Source organism: Pseudomonas sp. LBUM1645, assembly GCF_059716185.1.
In genome coordinates this window covers 3519178-3532473 of record NZ_CP166811.1, presented here as the reverse complement: position 1 = coordinate 3532473, position 13296 = coordinate 3519178, and the positions used below count along the sequence as shown (strand labels likewise).

Genomic DNA, 13296 nt, shown 5'->3' with positions numbered 1-13296 from the left:
CCATCGACAGAAACGAAAAGTTCATCAAACTGACGCTCGCGGTATTGACGTCCCCCGGCGTTACGGCGTTCGGCCAGAAGCAGCCATTCAAATTACCCAAATTAGATTCATACATGAAAGATTCACATCGACAAACAGCTCGAACTTGCGGCTTGAATTGAAAGGTGGCCAGCAAGGCAACGGGCCCTCCTGATGAGCGCCCCGCCTCTACTTGGACAGGAGAAAACGCAAAGCCCGGTGATGCATGGAGAGATCCGTGTCTTTCCAAACTCCTGAACTAGCTTAGATAGATGTCTTTCAAAGATTCTTCGGTCACGCTTTTCCCCGCCAACACGGAAACGATCTCCCTGACGCGAATCGCATACACCCGGGTCGCCATCTGGATGGCTTCCACTGTTTTCTGTTCGACTAGCAGGATTGGCGTTTTGCGCGAGCGGATCTCTCGAAGGGTATCCAGCACAACCTCAATTACTTTAGGTGAAAGCCCCATTGTCGGCTCATCCAAAATCAACAACTCCGGACGGGACATAATCGCCTGGACAATGGACAGCATTTGTTGCTCGCCGCCGGACATGGTGCCCGCATGCTGCTTGCGTCTTTCCTTCAGCAGCTGGTACATATCCTCGATATCTTCATCAATGGCTTTGCAACTTATCTCGTGTTAATCCACGAGATGCCATCAATTAGAAGTCATCAATATCAACTATACAATTCCTACCCTTGGATTTTGCGTGATAGAGCGCACTGTCTGCGGAGATTAACAACTGCTTGAGACTGGATCGCGATTCATTCATCGAGGCACACCCAATACTGACTGTGATTTTAATTTCCTCACCACCAGTATCGACACTAGATGCTTCAATGCTGCTCCTGAGTCGCTCCGCAATAACTGACGCATCGAGGCTATTTATCTTAGGCAACATAACGACAAACTCTTCGCCCCCAAACCTAGCTATAGTATCTCCGGGACGAAGAACTCCCTCAGCAATTTTCACTATAGACTTAAGAACTTCGTCGCCAATGGGATGCCCCCAGCTATCATTAACATGCTTGAAGTGATCGGCGTCTAGCATGATTATCGATATTGAGTGCTCGTATCGACTTGCCCGAGCAAACTCTTTCTCTGCCAAGTTGAAAAAGTGAGCGCGATTAACTGCGCCTGTGAGGTGGTCTTTAGTGAGCAAGTTGGCCAGATTATCACTCGACACCTTTCGCTCGGTGATATCTCGAAGCACAACTGTATAGCCAGAAAACTCATCATCTTCTTCACGTAGAACGGCGATCATCGTTTGAGCGAAAAAACTGTGTCCTGATTTGTGTTGGCAAAGATAGTCTCGTGAATGCCAACCTTCTTCACGTGCGAATGTGAGATGTTCATCCAAAACATTAACTTCCAAGGCGGACAAATTACAGAAGCGGCGCAACGTCTCACCAATAGCCTCGGATTCCGTGTAACCTGTTAAACGCTCTGCCGAAGGGCTCCAGCTATTAATTACTCCCTGTTTAGTCAAGCCGAGAACTGCGAAATCGTTAACAATCGTATAGATGGCGTCCAGCCATGAGTCTGTTTGCCTTAGTCTCCTTTCAGTTGCAACTTGGCAAGAGACATCAGTCAGAACTGTTATTAAAACCTCGTCGTTGACCTTTACAATTGTACATGCGAGAACAATACCTCCGTCAGCTGCGGACGACACGTGGATTCTATGATTTACACATATTGATCCGCATGATTCTCTAAAACTCGTTACAAGGTTACGTAATTCAGGCGCTACGGAAGCAAGTGTTTCAAACAGATTTTCAAGGCCAATAGACTTAACCAATGGCATCAACAATTGTGTTGCCATGGGGTTAAGCATATCAATTTTTCCGCTGGGGTCGGTTCTTACCAGCCCTACTGGCGATAGATACATGAATGAAAGTAATGCTTCGTACTCTGACTCGATTGAGTCATTGCCCTGCTCGATGCTACTCATTTTTTATGCCCATTCAACCAGTAGGAAGCGGGTATTATTATCAATTTTTTTAAGTAGTCTTAATCTGACGGGGATTGGCCGCATTCTAAGCGCCAGAACGTAAGAAATGATCACGTCTAACTCAGGTTCATTCTCAAATCTGTGAGCGACCATGGCGTTATTCATGCAGGGAGCAATTTCCAAAAATAAATTCTTACCTAAAACACGTGCCTGTCGTAAGGCCGCACTTGTAGCTTCAAAAGTATTGTAAATTACCACCTTTGAAGCGTCGTTAAAGCCAATTATGCCGAAGTTCAGAGTATCCAGCTGATCAGGCGCACCCAACAATGCTTGTATCGATGCTTCTTCGAACGTAAGATTCATTTTCCTACTCACTCCCAAAGTGCAATATTAATTTGTAATCCCAGTCGGGCTGTATTCACCCTGCCATATAGCAATAAGTACTCTCCCCTTTTAGAATTTAATGATGACATATAGTAGCAGCAAATTATTTTGTAGAGCGGATGGATATTTTCCAACTTGACCTTGAGCCCCTCTACCACCGCCTAGCATCTCAAGCGCCTACCTTCGGAACGTTGCAAAAAGAGTCTAGTATCAAATCAAGCATAGCTACTCATTTGCTATTGTGCTGTCCACTCACCGTATTTTAGCCAATCCCGGACTGTCACCCTGGGTAGCTATCGATCCCTTATGGGTAATCTGTGATATAGATACTCAGGTGCGAGGTGCGACGTTTACCTTTAGTGCCTTTGGCTACGGCGCTTTTCTGATTAAAGGAGCATCGGCGTCACTACGCCTCTGTGTAATCTACGCTTTTTTCCAAGCATTAGGTGCGACCAGAGCCATTGCTTGAAATGCAGGCTTGGCGAACCAAAACCCTTGCATTAGATAAACTCCGCAATCGGCCAGAAAATCCCGTTCCTCGGCATGTTCGATTCCTTCTGCAATGATTTTAATATCCAGCTCCGCACATATTATGACAACACCACGGACGATAGCCTGACGGGAGCGATCACGATGGATATTACGCACTAGCGCTATATCAAGTTTTATAAGATCCGGTTGAAAGTCTGCCAACAGTGTGAGCCCTGAATACCCTGAGCCAAAGTCATCAATTGCTGTTTTGAAACCGAACTCCCGGTATTCACGTAGAATATTGGTCAGATGGTGATTATTCTCAACGTATTCGCTTTCGACTGTTTCGAAAATCAGTCTGTCGAGCGGGAAGTTATGAATTCGCGCGGCTTCCAACGTGCTTCTAATGCACAATTCTGGACGGTAAACCGCGTTGGGTAGAAAATTAATCGATAGGTTTTGAGTCATTCCAAGTTGCGCAGCAGTGGAAATAGCCCGTGTGCGGCAAAGCTGATCGAATCGATAACGATTATTATCGTTTACTTTCTCCAGCACTGACAGAGCACCCTCACCATTAAGGCCTCTCACCAACGCCTCATGTGCAAAAACCGATTGATCGCGCACGTCCACAATTGGCTGAAAAGCGAAAGTAAAATCTAAATCCAGTTCAAGAGTGTTTTTGCAACCTTGGCAACCATTGGACGAAGTCAATGAGCTTGGAAAAATTGTCACGTCGTACTCCAAAAATTAATTACCATTTTTATGGTAGTTATTCTAACCAAGCCATAAGTATTGGAACAAACAACAAATTAACTTTGGGTAAAGTGATGATGATTCACTTAGGAATTTTGATTGTAGCAGTTTATTTTTAAATCGATTCTTCCCGGCTGATAAATGCACGATTATCTTCCCTCAAAATCACACGATGATGTTTAAAACGGTTATGACTTAGACACTTACCCTTATTTCACACCGCTGGATTTTTTTGATTTAGAGAACTGTCCGTCGATGATTACAAGGCTCTGCGACGAAAATAGAGGCCAAAATAGTCAGATGGGCAGCTCCAGATGAGGGGGCTTGGGGTACAATGCTGGGTGAATTGCCCCCAGTTGCTTAGACTCATCAACGGATAGCTATGAGACGGGGGTATCTGATAGACCCCGCAACGGTACCGCCATCAACCACCTACCTGCACAAGCCTTGGTCATTGGACGACTTGGTAATCGCGGTAGCGTCTCTCCTGCAGCCTGATTACCCCATTCGTAAGATTTGAGTCGTTGTTGGCCTGTTAGCTCTGATGCTCCCAAGTCCACCATTTGCCCTCGGGCTCACGCACAGATCGCTTGGCGCGCCGCCATTTCAATTCTGAGTTCGCCAATCAAATTTGAAATCGCCCGATTGGACGTGAGATCCGATGCCAACACGCCGGGGACAAACAGTTCCACGCGGCCAGAGGAAGGCTCAATCATCTTGATCAATAGCGAACCTTTGGGATTCACGGAGCAGGTGCAGGAGCGAGGTAATAAACCGCTTTCAATGATATGTCGGAGCTCAAGAGAAGAAATCATGGGGTACGTCCGAAGGAAAAATTCCTTCTCAGTCTTGTCTATGAAACCCAGTAGTCAAGGAACGCGCCGGAGTAAATTCACGACCAATTGTTTCCCGTCCACTGGCCTTGAGCTGACGCGGCTGACTATTCATTTTTTATACTGCTAGGCTTGGCGTTTTCATGGAGGAACCTTGATGCCAAATTCAGATTTGCTCCCTTCCCTGCTCTTCAAAATCAATCAAAACCAATTAGCTCTTGAGGCCGCCATCATGGAGCTGACGCTCTGGGTCGAGCAACGTGGTTCTGCTGAAGTCGCCGGCAACGTTCGCGGTGCTTTAGACACGATTAGCAAAAACGAGGAATTCATCAATATGAGTCTTGCGGTGCTTATGCCACCTGAGTGACCTGGCCAAAACGCTATCAGTGGCGTCGTTCAGTCAATACTGCGCCAAGGATCGTGTGAGAAATGAGACAAGCTGCCGAGGCTATGTATCGTCGTCGTGGCCGAAGAATTTGGGATCAAGCACCAACGCGCGTAATGGCTTCAAACGTTTTTCGGCGAGATCAGCTTGCCGGGAGCATTCAGTGGCGTCCCCGGCAGCGCCCACAGCCGTCGCCTGCTCATTCAAATAAGTTTGGTCACAGCAGTGACCAAAACTTAATTCTTTATGAAGTTATATTCAAGCCGGAGACGTAGTTGCCATAATGAGAAATCGTTTAATCTAGGCATCTACGATATCGATCTAGTTAATACCCATAATAAAAACAAAGCATCACACATGGATAGCACACTAATTAAAAGCTGATTAACTTTTTACTTCCAATTTGCCATTCGTCGTCATGCAGAAAAAAAATTCAACTTTTTCGAAAGCGGGTGACTCTCACTAATACAGCCATCAAGGCGGTGGGTGCATTTTCTGATTGATTGGCGATTGCTGATAGGAGATAGTAATGAACTACGAAGATCGCGATACCTATGGCATGTACAAAACCAACCTCCTACGAGATACCAGCTCTGAGGAACAGGGGCCTGGCCCCGACCTGATGGGGGCAGACACACTCATTGGAAATGATGTTTATAACCATAATGAAGAAGACTTGGGAGATATCAAGGAAATCATGCTGGATGTTCGCAGCGGTAGAGTGAGTTATGCTGTTCTCTCTTTTGGTGGCTTTCTTAGCATGGGAGAAAAGCTGTTTGCGGTACCCTGGAATGCATTGACACTCGATACAGTAAATAAGCGCTTCGTACTAAACGTAGAGAAAGAACGCTTGGAAAATGCACCAGGTTTTGACAAGGACAATTGGCCTAATATGGCCGACGAATCTTGGGCAACTGAAATCCATTCTTTCTATGGAACTAAACCGTTCGATTACGATACTGTCTAGATACAAAGTATCGACAAAAGCTAACTGTCCACAACCAAAATGAAGAGTGATGCGCGCCGAGCAAACAACGACATGTTAAGATTGGTCGTTGGTGGCCAAACCCTAAGGCGCGCATTGCGGTGAAAAAGCGGTAACAACAAGGGTTTAGGGTGGATTCTGCTGACCGCCGTCGAATCCAAGGCTAGCCCAACCGCATCGTACCCGAAAAGCTATTCGTTTGAAGTCCAAAAGCTCGCGCGTCACGCGGGCTTTTTTTGATGCGACATCTAGGCTCATCACGTGACTCTAACGATTTTGGCTAGCGAATGAGACTAATGGCGGTGGCTCGGATCAGAATTTCTTCCTGTTGAAAACGCCCTTCAAGATCGCGCTTAAAGCTTTGCCACCAAAGCCGATCAATAGCTTGAACCATGACCTCATAGACGATGATGTCGTCCTCTGCTCTCTCGTTATCTTTCTGCAGTGAAATACCTTTCGCCGGATTGCGAGTGAAAGCCGTCACTCCTCCGAACTGTTCGGCCAACTGCTCCCGTACACGGCGAAAAAGCTCGACGGGCTGAGGCGTGCCATCGTTCGTGTTGAGCGGCAAAAAAATCTCGATCAGGTGCATTAGATAACCTCGACATCTTAGGAGGTCGTTTCGTGAACAAGGCAGATGCCTGTTCATAGGATCACTTGTGTCGCCTCTCGGGTGAAAATTTCAATGGTCTTGGAGCCAATCCCTTCGAAAGCGGTAGAGCGATTCTTAAAATCCTGGCGATCGGCACTCGCCTCTACGATATCGCTCGCCCCCACCCCAAACATATTCGTTGCTGGGTTTGTGAGACAAGGCTCGGATCTTAGTATTGGCCGGCAATATCGAAATCAAGCCCCGAAAAATTCGGGGCTTGATGGTGTCAGACGGCATCAGGGTTTGCGGCCTCCACCTCCGCTCATCCCACCATCCTTGCTTCCCACTTCAGATAATTTATCGCGGTCATCGGCAAGGTTGTAGTGGTCAACTAATCCCGGACACGACGTTAAGTTTTTCTTCGGCCCGAGCTGGCGCCAGCCCGCCGTTGAATTGATGGGGTCGAATCCAGTTGTACCGATGCATCAAGAAGAGGCTGATATCGCGTTGGGCTTCTTGGGCCGTTCTGTAACCCAGAGTCGGTATCCATTCGGTTTTCAAGCTGCGGAACACGCGCTCCATCGGCGCGTTGTCCCAACAATTTCCCCGGCGACTCATGCTCTGGCGAATTCGATAACGCCACAGCCGCTGGCGAAATAAACGACTCGCGTACTGCGACCCTTGATCCGAGTGAAACAGCAAGCCCTGAGGCCTTCCTCGTTGCTCGTAGACCATATCCAGCGTCTTGATAACAACTCAGCGTCTGGCTTTTCTGACAACGCCCAGCCCACTATCCTGCGCGCGCAAAGATCCAGCACGACAGCCAGATAGTGCCATTTCCCCTGGGCCCAAATGTAGGTGATGTCGCCGCACCACACCTGGTTGGGTGCCGGGACATCGAACTCCCGATTCAAGATGTTCGGGATATCCAACCGTTCGACCGTCGCTCGTTTATAGGCATGAGAACCTGGCTGTTTGCTCACGAGGTCAAGCTCACGCATCAAGCTGCGCACTTTGAACCGACCGAGTTGCTCACCATCGTCACGCATCAACGAGAGAATGCTACGGCTGCCGGCAGCACTGCGACTTTGTGAAAACAACTCGCTCACCCGACTGCGCAACCGAAGCCGTTCGATATCAGGCATTCGGCGCTTGAGGCGGTGGGCGTAATAACTTGATCGATTGATCTCAAACACTTTGCACAGCCAATCAATCGGCTCATGGACGCTCAGCTGATTGATCAGCGCGTACGCTCGTGATCTTCCGACATCAAGAGCGCGGTAGCCTTTTTTAGTATGGATTTCTCTCGCTCAAGGCGAGCGATCCGAGCTTCCAACTCCTGAATTTTTTGCTGTTCCGGGGTCAGCGCCTTGCTTTGCGGGGTGACGCCTTGGTGTTCCTTCTGAACCTGCTCAACCCAGCGGCGTAGCGCTGACTCGCCGACGCCGAGTGAACGACTGGCTTCGATGTAGCTGTAGTTTTGCTTAAGCACGAGGTCGGCAGCCTCGCGTTTGAATTCAGCAGAGAAGGAACGGCGTTGTTTGCTCATCTGACACCTCGATCTGGCGAGCATTCTCGCCTAAATGGGTGTCCGGTTTCATTAGACCACTACACAGCAGCCCACGGCTGTAAGTAATGCGATTCCCCTTGGGCCCCCAAGGCCTGCGTTTCAGTTTCAGCTTCTGTTCCAGCTTTCAATCCTGTGGGATTAAAAAGCTAAAGAAAACAGAAGAAAAAACCGGCGGCATCCTATCGGATAAAGGTGTGTGGGGGCAGCGCTGCTTTTCTCTTGCCTTCAAATATATAAACCCTGTTCCATCCTTGTATAAAGGCCCACTCTCACCATCAAGAATTTAATTCTGGAACCCGCTCCGGTTTTATACTGTGGTTCCCAACAGGGTACCGACTCCTGCTGCCACCGCCATCGAAAGCGCACTCCAAAAAGTCACACGTAAAACCCCATTTTTAATATTCGCCCCGCCGACCTTGGCCGCCAAGCCGCCAAGGATAGCAAGGAAGACCAACGACGCGACGACGATGACTGGGATGAGATGTTCTTGTGGAACTACTACGACCACGAGTAATGGTAGTGCCGCACCTACGGCAAAGCTTAGCGCAGATGCAAGAGCAGCCTGTAATGGCTTTGCACTCATCGCATCGGTGATTCCCAACTCATCTCGGGCATGCGCCCCCAAGGCGTCGTGATCCATTAGTTTAGTCGCGACTTCTTTTGCAAGCGGCACCTCAAGTCCTCGCTCAACATAAATTCCTGTCAGTTCACGATTCTCGCCCTTCGGATTTTCCTGAATCTCAATTCGCTCCTTCTCTAGGGCAGCCGCTTCCGTGTCGGCTTGGGACTGCACGGAAACGTACTCTCCGGTAGCCATCGACATAGCACCGGCGACGAGAGCAGAGACACCCGCTATAAGGATGCTGTTGTGAGTTGCGTGAGAGGCGGCTACGCCCAGAATCAGACTTGAAGTTGAAACGATTCCGTCATTGGCCCCCAATACGGCAGCGCGCAGCCAACCAATGTTGTCTATTGAGTGTTTCTCTTTATGATGCGCTGCCATTCTGGAATTCTCCGTGTGAAAAATTGCATTAGGTCGGATCACTCTGGCGTCATGAGCACCGTGAGATTCATGTTGATGAACGGAGATCCAATCACCGGTAATGACTGAATCAACCGATTAAATTTCAGAAAGATGCTTTACGCTGCCAGCATGCCCCAGAACATACCGATCAGGGCAAAAAGCCATTACGATAGTACATCGTGTTTAACAAAAAAGGCCCTCGAAGGGCCCTTTTGTACTCAAACCAAATTCATTTGGTCGCCAGGACTCAACGGTCGCCGAGCCGCGCCCGGTTTCCGGAATTACTTGACCAGTTCAGACCTACTCCCTTCCCTGCTCTTCAAAATCAATCAGAATCAACTGGCCCTCGAAGCTGCGATCATGGAGCTGACACTTTGGGTCGAGCAGCGCGGCTCAGTGAGGTCGGAGGCAATGTGCGCGCCGCGCTGGCCACTTCATACCACTGCTTAGCTATGGGCAAGAGATGGCAAGAGCTCAGGATGATTTGAACACAACCTCCCCTCTCACCGCCCGCGAAGTCTGCCAGGTACTGACTGACGTCGCGCTGGGCAAACGCATCATGATGCGAAGCTGCGCCCAGTCATGGAATGAGATCTATCACGGCCTCATGCCCGTGGAGATTGATGGTTGGCAGCTCACACTCTTCAATGACAGTGACACCTTGGACTACTGCGAGTACTGCAAGTCGCCAGATGGCCGAGTCGGGACACTCGAATTCTGGCAGCGCGACGGAGTTGATTCTGTCGAGCTATTGAGTGCCTGGGAGCGGGAGCAGCTCGAACGTTTACTCGCTGCGCTCTGAGCCTGTACGCAAAAGCACGTTACCATTGCCGACTCAGAATCAATGGAGGCCACTCGTGAGAAAGCCACCTATGAAAATCATCATTGAAGAATGGGATGGGGACGGTGCAATTCGAATTCCCGATGAAGCGCTGCAGGAGTTGGAGCTGGATGTCGGCGACGCTGTGTATCTGATAGAAGAATTTGTCGGCAACACGCGCTGCCTAGTCCTATCAAAAAAGCCTCAAATCACAGATCGGATAGACGAGCTTACTGAAGCCTGGAATAGCGAACAGCGCGGCAGCCTCGAAGACAAATGAGGACGCCAAAAAATGCTTCGCTGAACCAGTACATCAGGCTGAACTTCAGAGTCCTCCGCCAAACCGGAAACGCATACCTGGACACATCACCTGAAGGCGCGAGATCGAGCCGGGCTTAAGCCCGAAGGAGCGACCTCTCCATTGACGTCACTTCACACCACAGCTTAGCTATGGTTGCCATGCGGAATGAACGCGAATCGAATCACCATATCCTGTAGAGCTATGTGATTGCAGCAAGCGTCCGAACGCCAGTTTCAGTTCACTCGGTTGCGCCCGCTGCGCTTGGCTAGATAGAGCGCATCATCGTAAGCGCTCCATAAACCCCACCTGCACATGAAGCGCCGATTCAAGGATGCTGAGCTCCCATTTCTCGCTCGGATCGACCGATCCGCCGGACGGTCTGTTAGTCGTTACGTGTCTGTTCAAGACGCTTATCAAGCTCGCTTGGCGGCAAGTTCGGCGTCGAGTGAAGCGTTAGCCAGACGGCCCGCAGAATGTTGATCGCGGCCATGTTCAGGTGTTGTTCGGCGGCGTGCAGGGCCAGTTCGGCTGCCAGGCGCTTGTCGGCAGCACTGAGGTGCGCCGTTTTGTGGGTCATGTCCGCATCGACGTTGGCCAACAGCCCCTGGAGTTCCTGCACCGCCTGATCCGATGCCTGACGCATGTCCGCCAGTAGGCGGCTGGCTTCGGCAGGCGTCATGGCCAAGGCGCGGACGCTGCGAAAAGTCAGGCGGGCGGGCAAGGTGGCCAAACTGAAACCCGTCGAAATTAACTTGCCAATCATGCGAACAACTCCTGTAAACGAGTGTTTCAGCAGCGTATCAGAGTAAATCGCAAAAAAATGTCTGCTCATCGCTTGCCAGAATCAACTCTCCGCCTCTTTTTGGCATCAAGCGTCTGATCGTCGTCAGAACCCTCGAACGATGCGCCCATAGACGCTCGATCTGCTCATCCTTGGCAGACATTTCCTTGTCCTTCGAAAACATCTGCTTATGCAGCGACAGCAAAAGCTGTTTCAGCAAAATAGGGTCGTCAGGAAGGGTTTCGGGCACGGAAATCATGCCGTGGATTATACCGGCTCAGGTGACGAAGCGTGGCGCCAGCACCTTGTGAGGTTGATTGCCCCAGAGGTCGATTCCCTCCAGTAGGAGGTTCAACTCCCGCACCGTCAGCTCGATGGCTTCGTCATCCGCATCCGGCTTGGTCTTGAAGTCACTCGCCTGCCGACGCAGCGCGCGAGTGAGATTAGGATCTGTTGCCGCACAAGTGGGCGCCCGTTTAATCACGCAAGGTGTGTTGGGCGGAAGCTTACATTTAAGGCTCATAGTCGCGAGACATTACGCTGAATACGTAAAGTGGAAGTCAAATCGGCTCATCACGTTCTGCAGAGGAATGTGTTGAGAGCTTTGAGCCTCCCTTCCTGGTCTTCACCATGACAAACATCTTGATGCGGTCATGAATTTCCTGGAGCGCGTGACGAAAAGGCTCATGCCGCTCACTGGTCGTTGGGTCTTCAAAATTCCACACGATCATCTCGCCGTACGTCGGCATTCGCGATGCTTCCTCAGAAGACTTGTCACACAGCGTGATGACGTAGTGAAACTCCTGCCCTTCAAACTCATCGATCGATTTGCTACGCAGGCCGTTGGTCTCTATGCCTATGTGTTCGAGAGACTCCAGGGTTCGAAGATCAACCTGACCAGGCTCAACGCCTGCACTGAAAGCTTCGAAGTCTGATGAGTCGGTGTGGCGAAGCAGCGCTTCGGCCAACACGGAACGGACATCATTTTTGGCGCAGACAAACAGAACCCGTAATTTGTCAGCCATTCCTCTCCTCCCCGCTCGAACAGTGATCAGAGAAACCGTCATTGTTCAGTTAAGCAGCGTTTTTGATCGCCCGACTTCGAGTCGATGGGATGTACTATTTCCAAATCTTTCAGCGCCGGCACCATCCGTGGACACTGCCGTAGCGGCAGGCAGATCAAATTGAGCAAAGCTATTTCAGTCTGCCTCCTCCAATAGATTCAAGAGATCAACGAACTGGCCTGTCAGTTTGTGATGCCTGTCCAGATAAATCAGGGGTAGGCATCGCTCATGAGATTCACGCATCTTGACCGAGCTGCCAAGATACACCGGGAGAATTGGCAACCCTTCCTTGATGAGTTCGTCGACCAGATTGCGGTGGAAGCCAGTGGTGCTCAGATAGTGATTGATGACAATCCCTTCAACGACCAGTGACTCATTATGGTCAGCCTGTAGTTCTGCCACCTGTTCCAGCACTTGATACAACGCTTGGCGAGCGAAGGTATCGCAATCAAATGGAATCAACACCGAATCCGCTGCGATGAGCGCACTGAACGCATAGAAATTCATGGCTGGTGGCGTATCGATGTAAACGCGGTCGTAGTCTTGGGAAACCTCGTCCAGTAGCCGGCGCAATTTGTTGATCTTGAATTTCGCTTCCAGCTTGGGCTGGAGATCAGCGAGCTCGCCGCTGGCTGTGATGACGTGAAGATTGTCATGGGCGGTCTCGAAGATCTGCACGCGACTTTTCTTCGCCGCCGGCCCTGAAGACAGCGTTTGCTTGAAAAAATCGGCAATACCCACTGGGATGTTATCCCCGGTCAGCCCTGTCAGGTAGTAAGTGGAATTGGCTTGGGCATCCAGATCGACCACAAGCGTGCGATAGCCTTCAGCTGCGCTTGCGGCGGCGAGGTTGCACACAATGCTCGACTTACCTACTCCACCTTTTTGATTGAAAATGACACGGCGCATCAATGCCCTCCCTTTGGCAAAAACTCCAGTCTATCGATTTGTTGTTGATCTACAGTGCTAACTTGATGAACTTTATGTGTCAGCGAGCTGGGCCCCGTATACACCTAACCGGGTACGCGACCACAGAGTTCTTTTTCCTCACACTTGCCTATGAGCGAATCAGGCATCACAGACACGGAGAGCAGGCGTTGCTGACACTAGACGCACTACGGGCGCAGATGCGAAATGCAGAACCCGTCTTGAAAGCACTGGATTTGGAACTGGAAAGGATAAGGGTCGATCTCCGGGAGCCTGGAAGTGTTGAAGCCTGCATCAAGCAAGTCATCGAGGTAATCGATACCCATCTGATGGAGTTCAAATCCAACCCGATACTTGGGCCAATGGCGGAAGAGCTCAAAGCGCAATACGTAGAAGGGATACAGTCTCAGGCGACACAGTCGCGGTCGTAATC

17 protein-coding genes and 1 pseudogene are annotated in these 13296 nt (G+C 50.0%); 5 read left to right on the top strand and 13 right to left on the bottom strand.

Annotated elements, in window-relative coordinates:
• Positions 1-277: 277 nt before the first annotated feature.
• The 5 genes from ACA079_RS15805 to ACA079_RS15785 form a co-directional block, all read right to left on the bottom strand.
• Positions 278-619 carry an ATP-binding cassette domain-containing protein gene (locus ACA079_RS15805; RefSeq protein ID WP_497704249.1) on the bottom strand — a complete coding sequence of 114 codons (342 nt, stop codon included), beginning with the start codon at positions 617-619 and terminating at the stop codon, positions 278-280.
• A gap of 64 nt (positions 620-683) precedes the next feature.
• Positions 684-1973, bottom strand: coding sequence for a sensor domain-containing diguanylate cyclase (locus ACA079_RS15800; protein WP_497704248.1), 1290 nt, complete (start codon positions 1971-1973; stop codon positions 684-686).
• Positions 1974-1976: 3 nt separating this feature from the next.
• On the bottom strand, positions 1977-2336 hold the full coding sequence (locus ACA079_RS15795; protein WP_497396774.1) for a hypothetical protein: 360 nt from the start codon (positions 2334-2336) through the stop codon (positions 1977-1979).
• Positions 2337-2780: 444 nt separating this feature from the next.
• Positions 2781-3560: a S6 modification regulatory phosphodiesterase RimA gene (rimA, locus tag ACA079_RS15790; RefSeq protein WP_497266479.1), complete on the bottom strand. Its 780-nt coding sequence runs from the start codon at positions 3558-3560 to the stop codon at positions 2781-2783.
• A 596-nt stretch (positions 3561-4156) separates the two neighbouring features.
• Positions 4157-4396 carry a DUF1652 domain-containing protein gene (locus ACA079_RS15785; RefSeq protein ID WP_497704247.1) on the bottom strand — a complete coding sequence of 80 codons (240 nt, stop codon included), beginning with the start codon at positions 4394-4396 and terminating at the stop codon, positions 4157-4159.
• A gap of 175 nt (positions 4397-4571) precedes the next feature.
• On the opposite strand from ACA079_RS15785, the gene ACA079_RS15780 reads away from it, so the two are divergent.
• Both ACA079_RS15780 and ACA079_RS15775 read left to right on the top strand, forming a co-directional pair.
• Positions 4572-4781 carry a hypothetical protein gene (locus ACA079_RS15780; RefSeq protein WP_497704246.1) on the top strand — a complete coding sequence of 70 codons (210 nt, stop codon included), beginning with the start codon at positions 4572-4574 and terminating at the stop codon, positions 4779-4781.
• Between the two features lie 547 nt (positions 4782-5328).
• The gene (locus tag ACA079_RS15775) at positions 5329-5766 is read left to right on the top strand and encodes a PRC-barrel domain-containing protein (protein WP_497266485.1); all 438 of its coding nucleotides are present in this window, start codon (positions 5329-5331) and stop codon (positions 5764-5766) included.
• A gap of 298 nt (positions 5767-6064) precedes the next feature.
• Here the strand turns inward: ACA079_RS15775 and ACA079_RS15770 are convergent, their stop codons facing one another.
• The 3 genes and pseudogenes from ACA079_RS15770 to ACA079_RS15760 all read right to left on the bottom strand — a co-directional run bounded on the left by ACA079_RS15770 (position 6065) and on the right by ACA079_RS15760 (position 8949).
• Positions 6065-6376, bottom strand: coding sequence for a hypothetical protein (locus ACA079_RS15770; protein ID WP_497704245.1), 312 nt, complete (start codon positions 6374-6376; stop codon positions 6065-6067).
• 387 nt (positions 6377-6763) lie between these two features.
• Positions 6764-7925, bottom strand: a pseudogene (locus ACA079_RS15765) (IS3 family transposase).
• A 328-nt stretch (positions 7926-8253) separates the two neighbouring features.
• On the bottom strand, positions 8254-8949 hold the full coding sequence (locus ACA079_RS15760) for a VIT1/CCC1 transporter family protein (protein ID WP_214382572.1): 696 nt from the start codon (positions 8947-8949) through the stop codon (positions 8254-8256).
• A 505-nt stretch (positions 8950-9454) separates the two neighbouring features.
• Between ACA079_RS15760 and ACA079_RS15755 the strand changes: the two genes are divergently transcribed.
• A complete protein-coding gene (locus ACA079_RS15755; RefSeq protein WP_497704244.1) occupies positions 9455-9772 on the top strand; it encodes a DUF7693 family protein in 318 nt (105 codons plus the stop codon).
• Positions 9773-9827: 55 nt separating this feature from the next.
• Positions 9828-10070 (top strand): AbrB/MazE/SpoVT family DNA-binding domain-containing protein, encoded by a 243-nt coding sequence (locus ACA079_RS15750; RefSeq protein ID WP_415756333.1) that lies wholly within the window; start codon positions 9828-9830, stop codon positions 10068-10070.
• Between the two features lie 403 nt (positions 10071-10473).
• Here ACA079_RS15750 and ACA079_RS15745 read toward each other — a convergent pair whose 3' ends face one another.
• The 5 genes from ACA079_RS15745 to ACA079_RS15725 form a co-directional block, all read right to left on the bottom strand.
• A complete protein-coding gene (locus tag ACA079_RS15745; RefSeq protein WP_009043509.1) occupies positions 10474-10854 on the bottom strand; it encodes a hypothetical protein in 381 nt (126 codons plus the stop codon).
• A gap of 37 nt (positions 10855-10891) precedes the next feature.
• Positions 10892-11122, bottom strand: coding sequence for a hypothetical protein (locus ACA079_RS15740; RefSeq protein ID WP_497704243.1), 231 nt, complete (start codon positions 11120-11122; stop codon positions 10892-10894).
• 27 nt (positions 11123-11149) lie between these two features.
• Positions 11150-11395, bottom strand: a complete 246-nt coding sequence (locus ACA079_RS15735) for a hypothetical protein (RefSeq protein WP_497704242.1) — start codon at positions 11393-11395, stop codon at positions 11150-11152.
• Between the two features lie 37 nt (positions 11396-11432).
• Positions 11433-11897, bottom strand: coding sequence for an arsenate reductase ArsC (locus ACA079_RS15730; RefSeq protein WP_497704241.1), 465 nt, complete (start codon positions 11895-11897; stop codon positions 11433-11435).
• A 174-nt stretch (positions 11898-12071) separates the two neighbouring features.
• Positions 12072-12845: a ParA family protein gene (locus tag ACA079_RS15725; RefSeq protein WP_497704240.1), complete on the bottom strand. Its 774-nt coding sequence runs from the start codon at positions 12843-12845 to the stop codon at positions 12072-12074.
• Between the two features lie 188 nt (positions 12846-13033).
• Between ACA079_RS15725 and ACA079_RS15720 the strand changes: the two genes are divergently transcribed.
• Positions 13034-13294 carry a YuaX family protein gene (locus ACA079_RS15720; RefSeq protein ID WP_497635032.1) on the top strand — a complete coding sequence of 87 codons (261 nt, stop codon included), beginning with the start codon at positions 13034-13036 and terminating at the stop codon, positions 13292-13294.
• The last annotated feature ends 2 nt before the right edge of the window (positions 13295-13296 follow it).

Bases quoted from the DNA above. Each gene is read 5' to 3' on its own strand.
- ACA079_RS15805 (WP_497704249.1), bottom strand. From the start codon at position 619: ATGTACCAGCTGCTGAAGGAAAGACGCAAGCAGCATGCGGGCACCATG.
- ACA079_RS15800 (WP_497704248.1), bottom strand. From the start codon at position 1,973: ATGAGTAGCATCGAGCAGGGCAATGACTCAATCGAGTCAGAGTACGAA.
- ACA079_RS15795 (WP_497396774.1), bottom strand. From the start codon at position 2,336: ATGAATCTTACGTTCGAAGAAGCATCGATACAAGCATTGTTGGGTGCG.
- ACA079_RS15785 (WP_497704247.1), bottom strand. From the start codon at position 4,396: ATGATTTCTTCTCTTGAGCTCCGACATATCATTGAAAGCGGTTTATTA.
- ACA079_RS15780 (WP_497704246.1), top strand. From the start codon at position 4,572: ATGCCAAATTCAGATTTGCTCCCTTCCCTGCTCTTCAAAATCAATCAA.
- ACA079_RS15775 (WP_497266485.1), top strand. From the start codon at position 5,329: ATGAACTACGAAGATCGCGATACCTATGGCATGTACAAAACCAACCTC.
- ACA079_RS15770 (WP_497704245.1), bottom strand. From the start codon at position 6,376: ATGCACCTGATCGAGATTTTTTTGCCGCTCAACACGAACGATGGCACG.
- ACA079_RS15760 (WP_214382572.1), bottom strand. From the start codon at position 8,949: ATGGCAGCGCATCATAAAGAGAAACACTCAATAGACAACATTGGTTGG.
- ACA079_RS15745 (WP_009043509.1), bottom strand. From the start codon at position 10,854: ATGATTGGCAAGTTAATTTCGACGGGTTTCAGTTTGGCCACCTTGCCC.
- ACA079_RS15735 (WP_497704242.1), bottom strand. From the start codon at position 11,395: ATGAGCCTTAAATGTAAGCTTCCGCCCAACACACCTTGCGTGATTAAA.
- ACA079_RS15730 (WP_497704241.1), bottom strand. From the start codon at position 11,897: ATGGCTGACAAATTACGGGTTCTGTTTGTCTGCGCCAAAAATGATGTC.
- ACA079_RS15725 (WP_497704240.1), bottom strand. From the start codon at position 12,845: ATGCGCCGTGTCATTTTCAATCAAAAAGGTGGAGTAGGTAAGTCGAGC.